Here is a 20,083-nt window from a genome sequence, read left to right as displayed (position 1 = left end):
CACCCGGGTCCGGTGGTCCTACGGCGCGACGTCGGTCGCGGTGCGTCGTGCGGTGCGGCGGGAGTGCACGATCGCGAAGACGACGAGCGCCGCGACGGCCACGACGAGCGCGGACAGGCCGCCGAGGACGATCCGCAGGACGCTCGGGTCGATCCCGCCCGCGGAGCCGTCGGCAGCCGCGGCCGCCACCGCCGATGGGGTCGCCCCGGCCGGCACGGTGGGGGTCGCCGACGCGGTCGGCTCCGCGGTGGCGCTCGGCTTCGCCGTCGACCGCGCGGACGGCTTCGTGGTCGCGCGGGTGTCGGCGCTCGCCTCGGACGACGGCTCGGCGGACGGCCGGGAGGCACTGCCCGCGTCCGTCGTGTCGGCCGGCGCCTGCCCGGTGGTCGCCCTGGTGCCGCCACCGGCCAGCGTGCCGCCGCTGCCGTACAGGTTCTGCACGGAGACGGGTGTGAACGACTCGTTGTTCGCGTTCGCGACGCCGTGCGCACCGATCGTGATGATCCCGCACTGCACGACCGTGCAGTCGACGGTCTTCGCGGCACCGTTCCGGTCGAGCGCCTGGAACGTCGAACCGGGGACCTTGAGGGTCGCGGACCAGGTGCCCGTGGCGGAGTCGACCGTGCCGCCGTTCGCCGCCGACGCGGTGGTGCTGCCCTCGAAGGCCACGAAGTCGAGGTACCCGGTGGGGTTCGACTCGTCGTCGGGCACGTAGCTGTAGTCCGCGCCCGTCGCCCCGCCCTTGCTCGGCTGCCAGGTACCGTTCACGGTGCCGAACGCCACGTAGATGCCGCCGTACCCGTTCTTGATGCCCTGGAACCCGGAACCGCTCAGGCGCAGCGTCGTCAGGTACGTCGAGTCGACCTGGTTCGTGACCTCGGGGTGCCCCTCGATCGCGACGCTGACACGGCCGGCTGCCGATGCGGGGGCGACGCCCACCAGGGCGGCTCCCCCGGCACTGAGCGCGACGAGCAGTCCGGCGAGCGCGAGCCGCAGCGGGCGGGTGCGGGTGGTCACGAGGAGGCCTCCTGGAGGGTTCGGGACGGCACGACGACGGGCGTGCCGGTGTTCGGGTCGGGAACGACGGTGACCGGGTGCCGGTAGACGGTGCCGATGCGGTCGGCGGTCAGGACGTCGGTGGGGGTGCCGTCGGCGACGATCCGACCGCCGGCGAGCATGGCGACGCGGTCGGCGTACGCCCCGGCGAGGCTCAGGTCGTGGAGCACCACGACGACGGCGCCACCGGCCCGGGCGTGTGCGCGGGCGACGGCCAGCACGGCCTCCTGGTGTCGAAGGTCGAGGGCGGCGGTCGGTTCGTCGAGCAGGAGCACCGGGGTCGACTGCGCCAGGACCCGGGCGAACGAGGCCCGGGCGCGCTCCCCGCCCGACAACGAGGGGAACGCCTGGTCGATCCGGTCGGCGAGTTCGACCTGGTCGAGCACCCGCGCGACCACGGTGTCGTCGTCGACCGCTCGCGGGGTCCCCCGCCACGGAGCACGGCCCATCCGGACGACCTCGCCGACGCGGAACCCGAAGGCCACCGCGGTGTCCTGCTCGAGCACGGCGCGCCGACGAGCGGTCGCGAGCGGTGCTTCGCCGCCGGTGCGCACGCCGTCGATCGCGACCGTGCCGCTGTGCGCGAGGTCACCGGCGATCGCCCGGAGCAGGGTCGACTTGCCGGCACCGTTCGGACCGACGAGCGCCAGGACCTCGCCCGCGCGCACGGTCAGGTCGACGTCGGCGAGCAGCGGTCGTCCGTCGATGACGACGCCGATCCCGGAGGCGACCACGGCGCCGACCGCGCTCGACTCGATCATGCCCAGCCTCCCGACCGTCGGCGGGCACGGCGCAGGAGCCAGAAGAAGAAGGGACCGCCGACGAGCGAGGTCAGCATGCCGATCGGCAGGTCCGCGTACGGCACCAGGGTGCGCGCGAGCAGGTCGGCGATCGTCAGGAGCAGGGCGCCGCCGAGCGTCGAGACCAGCAGCAGCGGGCCGTGTGCCGGGCCGATGACCATCCGCATCAGGTGCGGGACGACGAGCCCGACGAACGCGATGAGGCCGGCGAACGCGACCGCTGCGCCGACGAGCAGGGCGACCACGACGATCGCGACGACCCGGACGGCCTCGACCCGCACCCCGACGTGCCGCGCGGCCCGGTCACCGAGGGCGAGCAGGTCGAGCGAACGCGTCAGCACGACGGCGCCGACGAGTCCCGCCCCGATGACCGGGGCGATCGCCGCGGCCTGGTCCCACATCGAGCCGTTCAGGGACCCGAGCTGCCAGAACACGATCTGCTCGCGCGCCTGCTGGTCGCCGAGGAACGTCAGGAAGGCGAGCCCCGCGCCGGTGAACGCGTTCACGGCGATGCCGGTGAGCAGGAGCGTGACGACCTCGGTCCGGCCGCCGGCACGGGACAGCCCGTAGACGAGCAGCGTCGCGACCAGCCCAGCGGCGAAGGCCATCAGCGGCGTCGTCCAGTACCCGGCGAACTGCAGCCCGAACACGATCGAGGCGCAGGCCCCGAACGCCGCGCCGCCGGACACCCCGACGACGCCGGGGTCGGCCAGGGGGTTCGCGAACACGGCCTGCATGAGCACACCGGCTGCGGCGAGCGCGGCACCGATCAGCAGCGCCATGACCACGCGCGGGAACCGGATCGTCCACAGCGCCTGGGTGACGAGGTCGTCGGCGGGACCGTCCACGGGCAGCCCGAGCGACCGGCCCACGGTCCGGAGTACCTCGGCGGGCGAGATCCCGAGCTGCCCGACGCTCGCCGACACCAGCGTCGCGACGACGAGCGCCACCACGAGCCCGATGGTGAGGAGCGCGATGCGGCCGGCCCGCGACCTGGACGTGACCGCCGGTGCGGCGGGGACGTGCGTGGCGGGCGCGATCCGTTCCTGCCGGACGGTCACGAGGCGTCCGCCGGACCGTAGATCGCCGCGGCCAACGCGGCCACGATCTCGGGCGTGCGCGGCCCGAAGCTCATCACCGTCGTGTCCGCCATGTCCACGATGCGGCGGTGCTCGCCCGCGGGCGTCTTCGCGATCGCGGGGACCCGCTGGAGCAGTCCGTCGACGCCGTCGACGGACTCGAGGCCCTTGGTCATCATGATGACCAGGTCCGGCTGCATCGCGACGAGCGCCTCGGCGTTGACGGGGCGCATGCCCGTCCAGTCATGTTCCGTCGCGACGTCCCGCCCGCCGACGGCGTCGATGAGCGAGTCGGCGCCGGATTCGCTGCCGAACAGGTAGTAGATCCCGGCGTTCCCCCGCACGTACAGGAACACCATCTTCAGCTTGTCGGCGCGAGCCGACGGCGCGATCCGGGCCACCTGCGCGGCGACGGCCTGCTCCTGCGCGTGCACCTCGGCGGCCAGGCGGTCGCCGGTCGCCGGGACGCCGAGCGCGGTCGCGACCTGCTCGATGATCGCGTCGGTGTTCGTGGTGTCCCGGTGCGGGTCCAGGACGACGACGGGGACGCCGGCCTTCCGGATCTGCAGGACGACGTCCCACGGTCCGAGTGAGGTGTCGGTCAGCAGCACGGTCGGGCGGAGCGCGAGGATCGCCTCGGCGGAGAGCTCGTGGCCGTTCTGGGTGACGAGCGGCAGGTCCTCGGTGCCGGAGAAGCCGGTCGAGACGTCCCGTCCGACCAGGTGGTCGCCCAGGCCGAGGCCGTACACGGTGGACGACAGCGTGCCGGAGATGTCGAGCGCGAGGATCCGGTCCGCGCTCGTGACGGTCACCTCGGTGTCCTGGTTGTCGGTGACGGTGACGGGCAGCTCGGGCTCGTCGACCGTGCTCGCCGTCGGCGGCAGGTCGGTCGCCAGGGTCGCGGTGCGCTCGCCGGTCACGTCCTGCGCGTCGGTCACCGGGGCGATGGCCTGGAGGCTCGCGGCCGGGTCCGTCGCGCTCGTTCCGCGACCCGCCGCGTGCGTCGCACCCGCGGTGCCGGTGCCGCCGCCGGTGCAGCCGGTCGCCACGGCGAGGACGACGAGGGCGGACGCTGCGGCCGTGAGGGCGCGACGGAGTGACGACATGGAGATGGTCCCGAGTGCTGGTTCGTGAAGTTAGGTGAGCCTCACCTAACCGTTAACTTAGGTGAGCCTTGCCTACCTTGTCCAGCACGTGTCGCCGTCTCCCCGCTACGGTGGTCCCGTGCGCATCGTGGTGGCTCCGGACTCGTTCAAGGGCACCGCGACCGCGGCGTCCGTCGCCCAGGCGGTCCGCGACGGCTGGCTGACCGAACGCCCCGACGACGACGTGGTGCTCGTGCCGATGGCCGACGGCGGCGAGGGCACCCTCGAGGCGTTCGCGACCGCCGTCCCCGATGCGGTCCGGGTCCCCGTCACCGTGACCGGGCCCGCCGGCACCCCCGTCGAGACGTGGTGGCTCATGCTGCCCGACGGCCGTGCGGTGGTGGAGCTCGCGGCGACGAGCGGCCTGCCACTGCTCGACGAACTCCTGCCGGACACCGCGACGAGCCGCGGGTTCGGCGAGGCGATCGCCGCCGCGCTCGACGCCGGCGCCAAGGGGCTCGTGCTCGGCATCGGCGGCAGCGCCTCGACCGACGGCGGCCGTCCCGTGCTCGAAGCCCTCGGCTACGACGGCGATCGCGGCACGCTGCGTGCCCTGCCACCGCTCGGCGTCACCGTCCTGACCGACGTGACCTCTCCCCTGCTCGGCCCGACCGGCGCCGCCGCGGTCTTCGGGCCGCAGAAGGGGATCGAGCCCTCGCGGGTCGCATCCTTCGACGAGCTGCTGGCCGCCTGGGCCGCCCGGTTCCCTTCGGTGGACCCCGCGACCCCGGGCGCCGGTGCAGCGGGTGGCGTCGGCTTCGGCCTGCTCGCCTGGGGTGCGACCCTGGCCCGCGGCGCGGACGGCATCGCCGACGTGCTCGGGTTGGCCGACCGACTCACCGGCGCCGACGTCGTGATCAGCGGCGAGGGCCGGTACGACGGCCAGTCCGCCGCCGGCAAGGTCCCGTCGGTGGTGCGGTCACTCACGGCGACGCACGCCCCCGGCGCCCGGTCGATGCTCGTCGCCGGCGCGATCGAGGCCTCCCTCGACGACTACGCCGCCGCTGCCTCGCTCACCGTCCTCGCCACGCAGACCACCGGGGAACCGGACGACGCCCTGGCCGACCCGCTGCGCTTCGCCACGATCGCGGGCCAGCGCCTCGCACGGCTGGCCTGACCACTCCGATTCCCGCACTGGGGAGCCCCATTGGAACCTCCCACGCTGTGGCGCGCTCCATCAGACTGGTTCCGGGCCGGAACCGGCCCGCAACGCACCCCCACGAGGAGATCATTGCGCACCGTCAACGCGTACGCGGCACCGTCAGCGACCGAGCCGCTCGTCAAGACCACCATCACCCGTCGTGACGTCGGAGCGAACGACGTCGAGATCGACATCGCCTACGCCGGCATCTGCCACTCGGACATCCACACCGTCCGCGGTGAGTGGGGCCAGATCCAGTACCCGCAGGTCGTCGGCCACGAGATCGTCGGCCACGTCTCCGCCGTCGGCGAGAACGTCACCAAGCACCAGGTCGGCGACCGCGTCGGCGTCGGCTGCATGGTGAACTCGTGCGGCGAGTGCGAGAACTGCGTCGCCGGCGAGGAGCAGTACTGCCTCAAGGGCAACATCCAGACCTACGCGGGCGTCGACCCGGCCGACGGCTCGATCACCCAGGGCGGCTACTCGCAGGCGGTCGTCGTGAACGAGGACTTCGTCCTCCGCGTCCCCGAGTCGCTCGACATCGAGAAGGTCGCGCCGCTGCTCTGCGCCGGCATCACCACCTACTCGCCGCTGCACCACTGGAAGGCCGGCCCCGGCACGAAGGTCGGCGTCGTCGGCATGGGCGGCCTCGGCCACATGGCCGTCAAGATCGCGGTTGCCCTGGGCGCCGAGGTCACCGTCCTGTCGCAGACCACGTCGAAGGAGGCCGACTCGCTCCGCTACGGCGCGAAGGCCCACTACGCGACGAAGGACCCGGAGACGTTCGAGAAGCTCGCGAACTCCTTCGACCTGATCATCAACACCGTGTCGGCGAAGATCCCGATGGGCTCGTACCTCGGCCTGCTCGCCGTCGACGGCACCATCGTCAACGTCGGTGCACCGTCCGAGCCGCTCGAGGTCCCCGCCTTCGCGCTCATCGGGTCGCGCCGCAGCTGGGCCGGTTCGGCCATCGGCGGCATCCGTGAGACCCAGGAGATGCTGGACTTCTGCGCCGAGCACGACATCCTGCCGGAGACCGAGCTCATCAGCGCCGACCAGATCAACGAGGCCTACGAGCGCGTGCTGTCCTCGGACGTCCGCTACCGCTTCGTGATCGACGCGGCCACGCTGGCGTAGTCGTCACCACCTGATCCACGGAAGGCCCGGTACCAGCTGGTACCGGGCCTCCTGTCTGTGTATGTCCGTCGGGCCGTCAGCCGACCTCGTCGCCGGACGGCAGCGCGCCGCACCAGTCGACGGAACCCGCGTCGATGCTCGCCTCGAGCGCACCGGAGGTCGCGTCGACGATGCTCACCAGCTCGTCGGTCGCCGACTTCGTCGCGACCGCCACGAACTGCCCGTTCGGGGACGGGCAGACCGCCGTGACGCTCGCGTCGTCGGGGACGGTCACCGGCAGCCGGGAGGCCCGCCCACCGTCCACGCGCACGATCCGTGCCGAGACGGTCCCGTCCGACCGCACGTCCCCCAGCACGCGCAGGTACGTGTCGTCCGTCAGCGGGGCGATCCTGCCGAGCACCGCCGCGTCGGTGCTCGCGGCCGGCGCCCGCAGCGCCGTCTTCGCGCCGTCGGTCAGGTCGAGGCGCTCGATGCCCGTGCCGGTCTCGACCACCGCCGTGGTGCCCGAGCCGACGAACCCGTGCAGGTACGTGGCGCTGCCGAGCCGGACGGGGTCGGCACGGCCGCTCATGTCGACGAGCACCAGGTCGTCGCTGCCCGTCCGCACCAGGGCGCTCTCGGTCCGGGGCACGTAGGCCCACTGCCCGACCGTCATCGGCACGGCGCCCGTCTGTGGCTTCCCGTCCTCGGCGATCGCGGTGGGCAGGTGCGTGCCCGTCATGTCGACCACGTACAGACCGGTGTTCCGCGACTGCCCGGTGGACGTGTCGGCGTACTCGAACCCGAACGAGGCCGCGTCGTCGGCGACGTGCAGCGCGGTGACCCGACCCTGCGAGGACGGCAGGGTGAGGTGCTCGACGGGGGCGTCCGGGTCCTGCACCCCGCCGGACAGCGCGACCACGTCGACCGAGGAGCTCGCGTCGCTGCCGCTGACGACCACCAGCGACCGTCCGAGCCGGGCGTACTCCGAGATGTCCGTGCCCTGGTACACGGTGGTCGCACCGCCGGCGTCGAGGGAGCGGCGCACGATGCGGTCCTTCGCGCCGTCGGCTCCGGGCACGAGGGCGAGGACGTCGGTGCTGCCAGTGCGGATCGCGGCCGTCAGGTCGGCGGTGGCGCGCTGCCCGGGAGCCCGGACACCCTCGACGGTCACCGTGTACTCGCGGTCGTAGGCCAGGGGTCCGGCGAACTCGACCGCGATCGTGTTGCCGCTCGAGGTCACGGTGTGCGCGGCCGCCGGGGTGACCCGGACGTCGGCGGCGGACACCTGCTGCAGCGCCTGGTTCGCCGTCAGGATCACCCGCTGCGCCGGGCGCGACACCAGACCGGTGGCGTCGTACGACACGTCGCGCAGGCGCGGCCCCTGCTGCGACCCGACGACGGCGGCGAGCGCGGCGACGACCGCCAGGACGAGCACGACGGCGAGGTACCGGCGGTGGAACCGGCGCGTGACCGGGCGGCGGTCCGTGCGCTCAGTACTCGTGCCCGTCTCAGTACGCGTGCCCGTCTCAGTACGCGTGCCCGTCTCAGTACTCATACGGGTCCTTCGGCTGCGCGATCTCGGTGACCTTCGCGGCCTTGATGACGATGCGGGCGTCGGCGGACTGGTCCGGGTTCGCCGCGAGTGCGCCGGTCACCGTGACCCACTGCCCCTCGTCGGGCTCCGCCTCGTTACGGTCGCCGCCCTCGGTCACCACGCCGAGACCGACTGGCTGGGCGTCCACGGCGCAGCAGCTGATCACGAACCGGGTCAGGGTGAACGAGCCGTCCTGGCCGGGCACGACGAAGCCGGACAGCCGTACCTGCTTGCCGACCAGGGCCGTGGTGTCGGTGGTCTGCCGGATCAGCGCCGCCCAGTCCTTGACGCCGTACTCCGAGGTGTCGACGCCCTCGCTGCCGAGCAGGGAGACCGCCGCCTCGGAGCCCGTCGCGTTCGACAGGGTCGCCGAGTCCACGCTCCGCTGCTGCGCGGTGCGGGCGGACAGCGTCGTCGGGGGCAGGACCAGCATCGACACGGTGACCCCGACCGTGACGATCGCGGCCGCTCCGCCGAGGGCAAGGCGGACGGCGCGACCACGGCCGGGCCCGCGCCGCCCGTGGTCGTGGTCCGGCTCGTGCTCGTGCTCGTCCGCGTCGTCACCGTGCGTGTGGCCGTGGCCGCGTGCGATGACCACCAGGCCCGCGATCGAGGCGGGTACCGCGACGGCGGCGAGCACGATCGTGAACACCGAGTACCGCGGGTTGATGTACAGGTCGAGGTGGCCCACCAGTGCGAGCCAGAGCGTGCACAGGGCGACCGCCAGCACGGACCCGAGCCCGAGGTAGGCCGGAGCGTTGCTGCTGCGTGCGTCAGACGAGGACATTCATCACCAATCCCACGGCGCCGGCGAACAGCACGCACACGACGGCGAGCAGCACCAGGAACCGGACCCGGAACGTCGTACGGAGCAGGGCGATCATCTTCACGTCGATGATCGGCCCGATGATCAGGAAGGCCGTGATCGACCCGGGCAGGAACGTCGAGGCGAACGACAGTGCGAAGAACGCGTCGACGTTCGAGCAGAGCGACACCGTCATGGCGAGCAGCATCATCGCCGCGACGGACAGCACCGGGTTCGAGCCGATCGCGACGAGCGTGGAACGGGGCACCGCGACCTGGATCGCCGCAGCCAGGCCGGCGCCGACGAACAGGGCCGGCATCATGGTGGCGGTCTCGCCGCCGAACTGCGCGGCGCTCTCCCGCCAGCGGTTCCGGCTCCGTGGTGCGCCGATCGCAGCGCGGCACCGGGCCTCGAACGCGGGCAGCAGCAGGTCGGCCGGACGGCGGTGCGCGGCGACGATCCAGCCGACCAGGTTCGCGATCACGAAGCCGCCGACGATCCGGACCGGCAGGATCCAGCCGGACCAGCCGAACGCCTGCGCGGTGCTGATGATCACGAGCGGGTTGAGGATGGGGGCGGCGACCAGGAACGTGACGGCCTCGGCAGGGGTGAACCCGCGCATCATCAGGCCGCGGGCGAGGGGCACGTTGCCGCACTCGCACACCGGGAAGAGCATGCCGATCAGGGATATCACGGCGCGGCGGCCGAAGGCGTTCTGCGGCAGGACCTTCTCGAGCGCGCCGACCGGCACCCAGACCTCGACGACGATCGACAGCACGATGCCGAGCACCACGAACGGCAGCGACTCGACCACCACGCTGATCGCCAGCGTCAGGAAGTCCTGCACGACGTCCGGCAGCCCCGCGGTCCCGATGCTCGGGGACAGCAGCCGGATCCCCAGGAGCACGACGACGGCGAGCAGCACGAGGCCCGGGCCCGTCAGGGAACGGGAGCGGGAGCGCTGCTGCGGCGGCGTGGTCGTCGTCACCCGGAAAGGATAGGCGACGCGTGCTGCGTGGCGGTCCGCGCGCGGCCGCCTGCGCACCGTGCGAGTTCGTTCACCCCGTGCAGGGTTGCTCGCTCGGTGCAGGCCTGGAGCGCCGCACGGAGCCACCAACAACGCACGGGTTCGCGAACCCAGCACCGTGCACGTGCTCCACCGCCAGCCACAACGCCGCACCGGCCCGCGAACCCAGCACCGTGCCGCAGTCAGACCCGGGCGATGCCCGCCACGTGCCGGTCGAGCGTGTCGATCGCCCACGAGGCGTCACCCCCGGGATCGACCCGCACGATGTGCATCGCGAGCCCGTCCACCAGGGCGTGCAGCCGCCGGGTCTCGTAGGGCACGTCGGCGTCCGGCACCCCGAGTGCCCGCAGGATCCGCCCGCACCACTCCCGCATCTCGTCGACGACCCGGTCGTGGAACGGCCGGAGCTCGGCGTCGGTCAGCGCCGCGGTGCCGAGGCCCAGGTAGACGTCGAGCTCGATGCGTCGCTCCTCGTCGAGGGGCAGGAGCTCGAGCAGGACCGCGTGCGCGTACGCCGTGCCCCGCAGGTCCGCGGGCACGGCGTCGATCCGGGCCGCGGTCGCGTCGAACACGAGCTCGAGCGCGTGCGACCGGACGCTCGCCTGGGTCGGGAAGGTGTAGCGGACGGTGCTCGGCGGCAGTCCGGCCTCCGCCGCGACGTTCCGGACGCTCAGCGCCCCGAGTCCGTCGCGGGCGAGCACCCGGCACGCCGCTTCGGACACGGTGCGGCGCCGCTGCTCGACGTCCATGCTCCTGGCCACGACGCCATACTCGCACAGTCGTACGAACTCGTGCTACCGTCGGGGTCGTTGTCGCACAGTCGTGCGACTATGCGACCGAACGAAGGGAACATCGTCATGGCATGGGTCATCCTCGTGCTGAGCGGCGTGCTCGAGACCGTCTGGGCCACCGCGCTGAGCGCCTCGAACGGCTTCAAGAAGGTCGTGCCGACGATCGTGTTCATCGCCGGCATGGCGCTGAGCATGGTGGGGCTCGCGTTCGCGATGAAGTCGATCCCGGTGGGCACCGCCTACGCCGTCTGGGTCGGCATCGGCGCCTCGCTGACGGTCGTCGTGTCGATCCTGCGCCAGCAGGAAGCCGCGTCGCTCGCACGCCTCGGCCTCGTGTTCGGCCTGGTCGCCTGCGTCGTCGGCCTCAAGGTGGTGAGCTGAGGTGGCCTGGATCGTCCTGTTCCTCAGCGCCACGCTCGAGACCGTGTGGGCGACCGCCCTCGGCGAGAGCGACGGCTTCACCCGACCCGGCCCGACCGTTGTGTTCGCGATCACGATCGTGATCAGCCTCGTCGCCTTCGGCTACGTCCTCAAGCACATCCCGATCAGCACCGCGTACGCCGTGTGGACCGGCACCGGTGCAGCCCTGACGGTGCTGTGGGGCATGGCCACCGGCGCCGAGCCCGTCACCCTGCTGCGCGTGCTGTTCATCGCCGGGATCGTCGGCTGCGTCGTCGGCCTGAAGCTCGTGCCGGCCCGCCCGGTCGCCGAGCCCGCCTCCCGCTCCGAGCTCTCGCGCTGAGCGACAGCTCACGCGCCGCCGGCCCCGTGATCTGTCGCTGACCCCGAAAGCCGACTCGCGCCGTGGACGTGCGCCGAGGCGGACGGGAGGCCCGGTGCCAGCTGGCGCCGTGCCTCCCGTCCGCATGTGGTCGCGCCCACCCCGCATCGTGAGCAGAAAAGGTCGGGTCACCTCGCGGGACCCGACCATTCCTGCTCACGATGCGAGCGCTGGGAGCGTCAGACGGAGGCGCCCGTCCACTCGTCCTCGGCGGCGACGTGGTCGCTGCCGACCGTGCCGGCGGCGAGCGCCGCGGCGGCGCGCTCCGTGTGGCTCGGCGGGTTCGACGGCACGTCGGACGGACGGCCCTCGTCGTTCAGCTTGCGGAGCTCGGGGACGATGTCCGTGGCCAGGATGTCGATCTGCTCGAGCACGGTCTTGAGCGGCAGCCCGGCGTGGTCGACCAGGAACAGCTGGCGCTGGTAGTGGCCGACGTGGTCCTTCATGGCCGCGTACCGGTCGATGACCTGCTGCGGCGAACCGACCGTGAGCGGGGTCTGGGCGGCGAAGTCCTCCATCGAGGGGCCGTGGCCGTAGACCGGGGCGTTGTCGAAGTAGGGCCGGAACTCGTTGACCGCGTCCTGCGAGTTCTTCCGGGCGAAGAACTGCCCGCCCAGACCGACGATGGCCTGGTCCGCGCGGCCGTGGCCGTAGTGCTCGAAGCGCTGGCGGTACAGCCCGACCATCTGCTCGGTGTGCTGGATCGGCCAGAAGATGTTGTTGTGGAAGAAGCCGTCACCGTAGTACGCGGCCTGCTCCGCGATCTCGGGCGTGCGGATCGAGCCGTGCCAGACGAACGGGGGCACGCCGTCGAGGGGGCGCGGCGTCGAGGTGAAGCCCTGCAGTGGCGTGCGGAACTTGCCCTGCCAGTTGACGACGTCGTTCTCCCAGAGCTGGCGGACGAGCGCGTAGTTCTCGATCGCCAGGTTGACGCCCTGGCGGATGTCCTGCCCGAACCACGGGTAGACCGGGCCGGTGTTGCCGCGACCCATCATGAGGTCCATGCGGCCGTCGGAGATCACCTGGAGCATCGCGTACTCCTCGGCGATGCGCACCGGGTCGTTCGTGGTGATGAGCGTGGTGCTCGTCGAGAGCGTGATGTCCTTCGTCTTCGCCGCGAGGTAGGCCAGCAACGTGGTCGGCGACGATGCGACGAACGGCGGGTTGTGGTGCTCGCCGGTGGCGAAGACGTCGAGTCCGGCCTGGTCGGCGTGCTGCGCGATCGTGAGGATGTCGCGGACGCGCTGCGTGTCGTCCGGCGTGGTGCCGGTCGTGGGGTCGGTCGTGACGTCACTGACCGTGAAGATGCCGAACTGCATGTTGCGCCGCCTTTCGCGATATCGATGCGTTTGCATCGACTTGCTGGGTACAACGTAGCGTACGCCGGTGCATTCCCACCAGGCGTCAGCGAGCTGCGGACAGCGCTGCGGGGTCGGTCCGGGCCGCGTGGTGCATGCCGTCGAGGAACCACACCGCGGTCACCACCGCCAGGACGCTCGCGCTCGAGGCCAGTCGTCCGGCCATCAGGATCGCGGCGTGGTCGTGAGCGCCGTCCCCCGTCAGGCCGACGACGAGCGCGGCGACGCCGACGGCCAGCGTGACCCCGGTGGCGACGAGCAGGACGACGCTGACCACCCGGCGCGGTCCCCGTCGGCCGTCCCGGTCACCTCGGAGTCCCCGGTCGACCCTCGGCCCGAACGCCCGGACGACGCCGAGCCAGAACATCGCGATCGCGCACGCCCCGATGATGTCGCTCACCCGGTGCCAGCCGTAGACGACCGTCTGGTTGGCGACGAAGACCGCGTAGGCGGCACCGAGCAGGGTGACGATCGGCCGGAAGCGACGGGGCGTGACCATCAGGACGGCGAACAGTGCGGCCAGCGCGATGGTCGCGTGCCCCGAGGGGAACGAGTTCGGCGTCGTCGACTGGGCGATCTCCGGGCGCTCGGCGATACGCTTGACGAGCGTCGAGGTGGCCGCCGACGCGAGCACCACTGCACCCGCGCCGAGCCCCACCGAGAGCCGTCGCCTGGCGAACGCCACCGCGACGATCACGACAACGAGCAACAGGATCACCGGCACCGAGATGACGTTGAGCGCAGTGTCCGAGCTGAACAGGTCGGACTCACGGACCCCGCCGAGCGCGGCGTCCTCCATGCGCTGCCCCACCGGCGTCAGCACCGCGGCCGCGTAGACGGAAGGCACGATCACGAACCCCAGAGCCGCCAGCACACCCCACCGCAACCGCCGCGAGACGCTCGGTCCACGCGACTCCGGTGCATTGCGCTCGGGTGTCAAGGTCACCGGGCTGGTCCTCCTCGGAGTGGTCGTCGTCGGTCTCGTCGCACGCCTGGTGACGGCGCTGCGATTCGGACGGTCGGGGTCGGACACGATACCGTTGGCTCACCGGCCGGAGGCTGGGAACCGCGCGGCCGTCACCCGCGGATCCCGCGCTGTGCCGCTCAGTGCCGCGCCGCTCAGTCCGGCGGGCACCGCCGGACTGACGCACGTCGCGTCGGCAGTGTACGAGGAGGAGACCGAAGTGGCCATCAAGGAACCGGGCATCACCGCCTCACCGAACCGCGGGCTCGCGCTCACGGTCGGTGGCGTCCTCGCACTCTGGGGCATCCTGGGCTTCTTCTTCGCCGCCGACGGCGACCCCGGCTTCTTCAGCCGCCAGGGCGGGATGCTCTGGAACGCCTTCGGGGTGAACCCGCCGCTCGCCCTCATCTGGGTGCTGCTCGCCGCGGTCCTGCTCATCACCGGGCTCGGCACCACCATCGGTTCGCGGAACGGCAACCTGGTCGTCGGCGCCGTGCTCGTGGTGCTGGCCGTGTACGGCTTCGTCTTCGTGAACACCTCGGCGAACATCTTCGCGCTGAACACCACCGACAACGTGTTCCACGCGATCGTCGGGGTCATCCTGCTGCTGACGGCGCTCGGTGCCGACAAGGAGAACCTCCGCGCGCTGCGTGCGGCGGCTCGCGCCTGACGCACCGACACGCTCCCCGACGCCCGTCTGCCGCTCCGGCAGGCGGGCGTCGTCGTGTGTGCGTCAGGCGTCGTCGCCGGAGTCGGGATCCGGCGCAGGCTCCGGCTTCCGGGCTTCGAGTGCCGTCGCGACGATGCGTGGCGCCTCGGACATGAAGCGTCGGACATCCGTGTCGACGATGATGTCCTGCGGCCGCAGCGGCCGGGTCAGGTACAGCCCCTCGAGCGACGTCAGGCGTGACAGCGCGACGTACGTCTGTCCGGCGCTGAACACCCGGTTGCCCAGGTCGACCACCGCGCGGTCGTAGGTGCTGCCCTGCGACTTGTGGATCGTCACCGCCCAGGCGAGCCGCAACGGGAACTGCTGGAACTCACCGACGGTGTCCTTCTTGAGCTCCTTCTTGTCGGCGTCGTAGGAGTACTTGAACTTCTCCCACACCGACGGCTGGACCTCGAAGGACTCTCCGTCGACGTCGACCCAGACCGTGTCGCGGATCGCCGTGACGATGCCGAGCGTCCCGTTCACCCACCGCTGGTCGGCGTCGTTGCGCAGGAACATCACGTGCGCGCCGGGCTTGAGTTCGAGGGCTTCGTCGGCCGGGAAGTTCCGCCCGCCGAAGTCGCCGTTGACGTCGGCCTTCGCGGTCTTCACCTTGCCGGGCAACCGTTCGAGCGCCGCCTTGTTGATGCGCGCGACGGTGTCGTTCCGGGTGGCGAGGGTGATGGCGTCGTCGGGCGAGGGCCGTGCGCCCGCGGTGTTCAGCTGGTCGGCGATCTCGGCGGTCACCCGGCCGTGCCGTACCGCCGTGAGCATGGCGGCGAAGGCGTCGTCGCGCTGGCGGTGCACGGTGGCGAGCTCGATGATGTTCAGCTTCGCCTCGAGCCACACCTTGGCGTCGAAGAACCACATCGACCGGTAGTGGTCGGTGAAGTAGGCGCGTTCGTCGGCACCGCCCGGGACCGGCGGCAACTGGTACGGGTCGCCGAACATGACCACCTGGACACCGCCGAACGCCTCGAACTGCCGCCCGCGGGCCTTGCGGAGCGAGCGGTCCATCCCGTCGAGCAGGTCGGCGTTCACCATCGAGACCTCGTCGATGACCAGGGTGTCGATGGTGTTGAGGAGCTTGCGGGTGTCCGGTCCCTGGCGCAGCTCGGCATCGGCGATGAGGCCGATCGGCAGGCGGAACAACGAGTGGATCGTCTGGCCACCGACGTTCAGGGCCGCGACCCCGGTCGGTGCGCAGATCACGACCTGCTTCTCGGTGTTCCACGACAGGTGGTTGAGCAGGGTCGACTTGCCCGTGCCGGCACGACCGGTGATGAAGACGTGGTCGCGGGTGTGCTCGATGTACTCGAAGACGGCCCGCTGCTCGTCGCTGAGCTCGACGCTCATCGTGCGTCCTGCTCGAGAGTGCGCGCGTCCGCTCCGAGCGTGCGCGCCGCCGATCCAGCGCGCCGCAGCTGCACGAGCACCACCACGACGACCGCCACCAGGAGCAGCACCCCGGCGACCACGAGCACGAGCCCGCCACGGGCCTGGTCGACGAGCGGATCGGGGCCCCACGTCCGCCCCATCGCCCCGAACCACGACGCCTGCAGCAGTCCGAGCGGCCCGCGCATCGCGACGCCGAGCGACACCGCTCCGGCGGCGACGACCGCGGCCCCGACGATCCGCACGACCGCCGCTCCGCGGGTCGGGTACTGCTGGCCGACCGCGATCGGTGTGAAGAGCGTCGGCATCGCCAGGAGTCCGACGAGCAGGAAGCCCACGTCGATGACCGTGCGCCCCGTGGAGTCGCTCACCGACCAGCGGACGGCATCGGTGGCGAAGTACGCCCACCACACCGCCGCGGCGAGCAGGAACGCCGGGAAGGGCTGCACCAGGTAGCGGACCGCGGCGTTGTCGACCAGCACACCGGTCCACTCGCGCACGCCGGTGCTGTCGTCGTCGCGCGGGTGCACCGCGGCCCGGATGAGCACGACGGGAGCCGCCGCCCACACCAGCGCCGGCACCACCAGGCCGAGCAGCACGTGCGCGCCGACGTTCGCCGACACCAGGAACCGGTCGTACTGGTGCAGCGAACCGGACGTCGCGACCACGAGCGAGATGACCGCGAGGGCCGCCGCCACCGAACGGCGCACCGGCCAGTGGACCCCGGCGCGGCGCAAGCGCACGACACCGGCCGCGTAGGTCGCAGCGAGCAGCACGGCGGCCATCAGCCAGAACAGGTCGATGTTCCACTGCGTCAGCCAGCCCCAGGCCCCGGGCGCGTGCGGCAGCAGGTCGTCGGTGAGCAGCTCGGCGGGGCTCGGGTCGGTCGTCTTGCTCAGCGCGATCTGGTCGACCGGCGTGGCCGTTCGGCCGAGCGCCGCGGCGAAGCCCGATGCGACACCCATCACGGCGAGCTCGACCACGATCAGGGTCCAAAACGGGCGGTGCCGTGCCGGCGCCTCGGTCAGGGAGCGGATCGCACGCCGACGCTGCACGGCACCGAGGACCCCGATGACGACGATCGCGCCGATCTTGACCAGCACGAGAGTGCCGTACGGCGTGAACAGGTTCGACAGGGCACCCACGCGGATCTGTGCCGAGGCGACACCCGACACCGCCACGAGCACGAAGCACCCGAGCGCGATGCTCGAGTACCGCGCCACGACCACGGCCAGGCGGTCACCGGGCAGCACGCCGCGCAGGAGCACGAGCATGGTCAGGCCACCGACCCAGAGCGCGGCGCCGACCAGGTGCAGCCCGAGCGCGGTCACGGCGGCGTCGTGGCTCGCGGTGCCGGCGGCGTGGCCCTGCTGTGCGAGCGGGATGAGGCCGATCATCGAGACACCGGCGGTCAGGGCGACCATGCCCCGGGAACGGACGGCGAAGCAGAGCACCGTGACGGCGGCGGCGACGAGCACCGTCACGAGCCAGGCGAGCCCGAGGTCCGTGCCGGTGAGGAACACGCCCATCGACTGGCCGAACTGCTCGTCGATGCTGATCTTCGAGCCGGCGACGCTCAGGAACGTGAAGAAGGTGGTGACCGCGGACGACACCGTCCAGAGCCCGCTGGCGGCGGCCGCGACGTCGATGGCGCGGTTCCACTCCGGCCCGGAGCGCGAGAGTCCGACGGTGGCCAGCGCGAGGCCGCCGATCGTCGCGGCGGCGGACAGGTCCACGACCAACCGGGAGATCGGCAGACCGAAACGGACCAGGGCACCGGGGTCGGCGATCAACGCTGCGTTCGCACCACCGCCGATGACGAGTGCCGTGAGCAGCGCCACGAACCCGACGAGCAGGAGCACGGCGGGACCGGCGATGCGCGCGATCCGATTCACCCGTCAAGCCTAGGCGGTGCCCACCCGGCCACCGAACCGGCCGGGCCGACCTGTGGGAACCGGCACGGGCCTCCCGGTCGACGCAGCGCGACGAACGCGACCCGACACGACGCGACGCGACCCGACGAACGCGACCCGACGCACCGAACGCACCCTGGAAACGACGAAAGGGACGGCCGAAGCCGTCCCTCCCGATGCGCGGAACAGTCTTACTTGACCGCAGCCTTGAGCTTCGAGCCGGCGCTGACCTTGACCGAGTCGCTCGCGGCGATCTCGATGGCCTCACCCGTCTGCGGGTTGCGGCCGGTGCGGGCGGCGCGGTGCGTCTTCTCGAAGGCGATCCAACCGGGGATCGTGACCTTCGTGCCGTCCGCGACGGACGACGAGACGACGCTGAAGAGCGCGTCGACGACGCCGTTGACGGTGGCCTGGCTCTGGCCGGACTCGGCGGCGACGGCAGCGACGAGCTCGGTGCGGTTCAGTGACTTGTCAGCCATGGATGTCCTCCTCGGACTTCTTGCAGTATCGGTCGGACGGACGTGCCGTCCGGCGCCCGGAGCGGTTGCCCCGTGCCACGGTGCCAGTGGGCCGAGGGCCCGGCGGAACCGGAGTTGAACCTACCAGCCACAAGGGGTGAAAACCGCCGACTCGCCCGGATTTCCGGGCTTGTCGGGCTCCGAGACGGGTGCTAGAGGGGCAGATGTGACCACTGAGGCGCCCTTGTACCCCGGACACAGCGAACGCCCCGCCACCCGGAGGTGACGGGGCGTCGGGTACTGCGAGTGCTTACCAGGAGCTCTTCGTGATGCCGGGGAGCTCTCCACGGTGGGCCATGTCGCGGAAGCGGACACGGCTGATGCCGAACTCACCCAGGTGGCCACGGGGGCGGCCGTCGATCGCGTCGCGGTTGCGGTAGCGGATCGGGGATGCGTCGCGGGGCAGCTTCTGCAGGCCCACGCGAGCGGCCTCACGCGACTCGTCGGAGCCGTTCGGGTCCACGAGGGCCTTCTTCAGCTCGAGACGACGCTCGGCGTAGCGCGCGATGATGACGGCACGCTGGTTGTTCTTCGCGATCTTGCTCTTCTTCGCCATGCTTAGCGCTCCTCACGGAAGTCGACGTGCTTGCGGATCACCGGGTCGTACTTCTTCAGCACGAGACGGTCGGGGTTGTTCCGACGGTTCTTCTTGGTCACGTACGTGAACCCGGTGCCCGCCGTCGAGCGGAGCTTGATGATCGGACGGATGTCCTGACCCTTTTTCGCCATCAGATCTTCTCCCCACGGGCGAGGACGTCCTTGACGACGGACTCGATGCCCCGTGCGTCGATGACCTTGATGCCCTTAGCGCTGACGTTGAGCGTCACGTTGCGACGCAGCGACGGCACGTAGTACGTCTTCTTCTGCACGTTCGGGTCGAAGCGGCGCTTCGTCCGGCGGTGCGAGTGCGAGATGTTGTGACCGAAGCCGGGAACGGCGCCGGTCACCTGGCACACTGCTGCCATGGTTTCCTCCTGAGGTACCGTGCGACCGGACGGCCGCACCCAAGTTCACTTGCCTGGTGCGCACGCGCAGGACCACCGGAGTGGTGCATGCGAGGGGGTTGTGCACACCGCCCAGGCCCGCAGCCCCTGTCGAAGGGGGAACGGACACCACGCGACCGCGGCGTTCGCGACGGTCGGAGGGCTTGGAACAACGGGTCCACCACGCGGACGTGGAGGACCAAGGGAAGAGCTTACGCGAGCTCCGGGCGTGTCGCAAGCGCACGCACCATGAGCTCCCCGAGTTCGCGCGGCGCCGTGAACATCGGCCAGTGTCCGGTCTCGAGTCCGACGATGCTGAGTTCCTCGGTCGCGACGAGTTCCGCGGCCCAGGTCTGGTGGTCGGCCACCATCGTCGCGAGCTCGGTCGCCGGGATCTCACAGGTGATCACCGTCGCGGGGATCGTGTGCCGGGCGGCGTCGGCGTAGTGGAACCGGTCGGACGGCACGGCGGCCGGCTCCGGGATCGCGCGGTGCTCGAAGGACTCCCGCAACGCCGGGGTCATCCCGCGCACCGTGGCCGGCTCCCAGACGTCCCACGACGGCAGCGGCACCACACCGTCGACCACGGGCAGTTCGTCGTTCACGCAGCCGCCGGCGGGACCGGGGAACGTGTCGACGTAGAGCAGGTGTGCGACGAGCGAGGGCCGCTGGTCGGCGGCCATGTACGCGATCGGTCCGGCGCCGGAGTGTCCGGCGAGCACGACGGGCTCGTCCGGGCTGGCGACGTCGTCCAGGCGCTCCACGAGCGCCGCGACCTGCTCGTCGAGCGTGTCGCCGTCGCGGGTGATCGCCTCGACCGTGTGGCCCGCCTGCAGCAGCACCGGGGCGACGTCGTCCCACGCGCTCGCATCGAGCCAGAACCCGGGGACCAGGATGACGTGCAT

At 71.5% G+C, this 20,083-nt stretch carries 22 protein-coding genes; 5 read left to right on the top strand and 17 right to left on the bottom strand.

Features of this window, described 5'->3' with window-relative positions; translation table 11 throughout:
• Window positions 1-18: 18 nt before the first annotated feature.
• From EDF23_RS15295 to EDF23_RS15280, 4 genes are all read right to left on the bottom strand, one after another.
• Window positions 19-1,017, bottom strand: coding sequence for a hypothetical protein (locus EDF23_RS15295; RefSeq protein ID WP_131922133.1), 999 nt, complete (start codon window positions 1,015-1,017; stop codon window positions 19-21).
• Complete coding sequence (locus EDF23_RS15290) at window positions 1,014-1,817, bottom strand: heme ABC transporter ATP-binding protein (protein WP_131922132.1); 804 nt, start codon at window positions 1,815-1,817, stop codon at window positions 1,014-1,016. Before EDF23_RS15290 ends, EDF23_RS15295 begins: the two co-directional genes overlap by 4 nt.
• On the bottom strand, window positions 1,814-2,833 hold the full coding sequence (locus EDF23_RS15285; RefSeq protein WP_243648953.1) for an iron ABC transporter permease: 1,020 nt from the start codon (window positions 2,831-2,833) through the stop codon (window positions 1,814-1,816). The genes EDF23_RS15290 and EDF23_RS15285 overlap by 4 nt, the downstream gene beginning before the upstream one ends.
• A gap of 80 nt (window positions 2,834-2,913) precedes the next feature.
• Window positions 2,914-4,041, bottom strand: coding sequence for an ABC transporter substrate-binding protein (locus EDF23_RS15280; RefSeq protein WP_131922131.1), 1,128 nt, complete (start codon window positions 4,039-4,041; stop codon window positions 2,914-2,916).
• Window positions 4,042-4,159: 118 nt separating this feature from the next.
• Between EDF23_RS15280 and EDF23_RS15275 the strand changes: the two genes are divergently transcribed.
• Window positions 4,160-5,197 carry a glycerate kinase gene (locus tag EDF23_RS15275; RefSeq protein ID WP_131922130.1) on the top strand — a complete coding sequence of 346 codons (1,038 nt, stop codon included), beginning with the start codon at window positions 4,160-4,162 and terminating at the stop codon, window positions 5,195-5,197.
• A 114-nt stretch (window positions 5,198-5,311) separates the two neighbouring features.
• A complete protein-coding gene (locus tag EDF23_RS15270) occupies window positions 5,312-6,358 on the top strand; it encodes an NAD(P)-dependent alcohol dehydrogenase (protein WP_123937370.1) in 1,047 nt (348 codons plus the stop codon).
• A 76-nt stretch (window positions 6,359-6,434) separates the two neighbouring features.
• Here EDF23_RS15270 and EDF23_RS15265 read toward each other — a convergent pair whose 3' ends face one another.
• The 4 genes from EDF23_RS15265 to EDF23_RS15250 form a co-directional block, all read right to left on the bottom strand.
• A complete protein-coding gene (locus EDF23_RS15265; protein ID WP_131922129.1) occupies window positions 6,435-7,895 on the bottom strand; it encodes a hypothetical protein in 1,461 nt (486 codons plus the stop codon).
• Complete coding sequence (locus EDF23_RS15260) at window positions 7,885-8,721, bottom strand: TIGR03943 family protein (protein WP_131922128.1); 837 nt, start codon at window positions 8,719-8,721, stop codon at window positions 7,885-7,887. The genes EDF23_RS15265 and EDF23_RS15260 overlap by 11 nt, the downstream gene beginning before the upstream one ends.
• Entirely contained in the window at window positions 8,708-9,727 is a 1,020-nt protein-coding gene (locus EDF23_RS15255; protein WP_123672144.1) for a permease, read from the bottom strand. Before EDF23_RS15255 ends, EDF23_RS15260 begins: the two co-directional genes overlap by 14 nt.
• Window positions 9,728-9,948: 221 nt before the next feature.
• On the bottom strand, window positions 9,949-10,527 hold the full coding sequence (locus EDF23_RS15250) for a TetR family transcriptional regulator C-terminal domain-containing protein (protein ID WP_165901146.1): 579 nt from the start codon (window positions 10,525-10,527) through the stop codon (window positions 9,949-9,951).
• Window positions 10,528-10,623: 96 nt separating this feature from the next.
• On the opposite strand from EDF23_RS15250, the gene EDF23_RS15245 reads away from it, so the two are divergent.
• Window positions 10,624-10,938 (top strand): multidrug efflux SMR transporter, encoded by a 315-nt coding sequence (locus tag EDF23_RS15245; RefSeq protein WP_131922127.1) that lies wholly within the window; start codon window positions 10,624-10,626, stop codon window positions 10,936-10,938.
• Between the two features lies 1 nt (window position 10,939).
• Window positions 10,940-11,299 (top strand): multidrug efflux SMR transporter, encoded by a 360-nt coding sequence (locus EDF23_RS15240; RefSeq protein ID WP_131922126.1) that lies wholly within the window; start codon window positions 10,940-10,942, stop codon window positions 11,297-11,299.
• Window positions 11,300-11,517: 218 nt separating this feature from the next.
• Here EDF23_RS15240 and EDF23_RS15235 read toward each other — a convergent pair whose 3' ends face one another.
• Both EDF23_RS15235 and EDF23_RS15230 read right to left on the bottom strand, forming a co-directional pair.
• On the bottom strand, window positions 11,518-12,657 hold the full coding sequence (locus tag EDF23_RS15235; protein WP_123339972.1) for a CE1758 family FMN-dependent luciferase-like monooxygenase: 1,140 nt from the start codon (window positions 12,655-12,657) through the stop codon (window positions 11,518-11,520).
• Window positions 12,658-12,742: 85 nt separating this feature from the next.
• Window positions 12,743-13,642, bottom strand: a complete 900-nt coding sequence (locus EDF23_RS15230) for a phosphatase PAP2 family protein (protein ID WP_123937365.1) — start codon at window positions 13,640-13,642, stop codon at window positions 12,743-12,745.
• Between the two features lie 238 nt (window positions 13,643-13,880).
• Between EDF23_RS15230 and EDF23_RS19300 the strand changes: the two genes are divergently transcribed.
• On the top strand, window positions 13,881-14,330 hold the full coding sequence (locus tag EDF23_RS19300; protein ID WP_165901145.1) for a DUF4383 domain-containing protein: 450 nt from the start codon (window positions 13,881-13,883) through the stop codon (window positions 14,328-14,330).
• A gap of 63 nt (window positions 14,331-14,393) precedes the next feature.
• Here the strand turns inward: EDF23_RS19300 and EDF23_RS15220 are convergent, their stop codons facing one another.
• The 7 genes from EDF23_RS15220 to EDF23_RS15190 form a co-directional block, all read right to left on the bottom strand.
• Window positions 14,394-15,725 (bottom strand): AAA family ATPase, encoded by a 1,332-nt coding sequence (locus EDF23_RS15220; RefSeq protein WP_123937364.1) that lies wholly within the window; start codon window positions 15,723-15,725, stop codon window positions 14,394-14,396.
• On the bottom strand, window positions 15,722-17,659 hold the full coding sequence (locus tag EDF23_RS15215; RefSeq protein WP_131922125.1) for a cytochrome c oxidase assembly protein: 1,938 nt from the start codon (window positions 17,657-17,659) through the stop codon (window positions 15,722-15,724). Before EDF23_RS15215 ends, EDF23_RS15220 begins: the two co-directional genes overlap by 4 nt.
• Window positions 17,660-17,868: 209 nt before the next feature.
• Window positions 17,869-18,156, bottom strand: coding sequence for an HU family DNA-binding protein (locus EDF23_RS15210; RefSeq protein WP_111085379.1), 288 nt, complete (start codon window positions 18,154-18,156; stop codon window positions 17,869-17,871).
• Between the two features lie 289 nt (window positions 18,157-18,445).
• Entirely contained in the window at window positions 18,446-18,751 is a 306-nt protein-coding gene (gene rpsN / locus EDF23_RS15205) for a 30S ribosomal protein S14 (RefSeq protein ID WP_111085378.1), read from the bottom strand.
• Window positions 18,752-18,753: 2 nt separating this feature from the next.
• The gene (gene rpmG, locus EDF23_RS15200; protein WP_017886456.1) at window positions 18,754-18,924 is read right to left on the bottom strand and encodes a 50S ribosomal protein L33; all 171 of its coding nucleotides are present in this window, start codon (window positions 18,922-18,924) and stop codon (window positions 18,754-18,756) included.
• On the bottom strand, window positions 18,924-19,160 hold the full coding sequence (rpmB, locus tag EDF23_RS15195) for a 50S ribosomal protein L28 (protein ID WP_111085377.1): 237 nt from the start codon (window positions 19,158-19,160) through the stop codon (window positions 18,924-18,926). Before rpmB ends, rpmG begins: the two co-directional genes overlap by 1 nt.
• A 230-nt stretch (window positions 19,161-19,390) precedes the next feature.
• Window positions 19,391-20,083 (bottom strand): alpha/beta hydrolase, encoded by a 693-nt coding sequence (locus EDF23_RS15190; RefSeq protein WP_123672148.1) that lies wholly within the window; start codon window positions 20,081-20,083, stop codon window positions 19,391-19,393.

Origin of the sequence: Curtobacterium sp. PhB128 (assembly GCF_004340725.1) — a bacterium.
Classification (GTDB): domain Bacteria; phylum Actinomycetota; class Actinomycetes; order Actinomycetales; family Microbacteriaceae; genus Curtobacterium.
The sequence above is the reverse complement of the archived record's forward strand: the minus strand, read 5'-3'. Positions and strand labels throughout refer to the sequence as shown.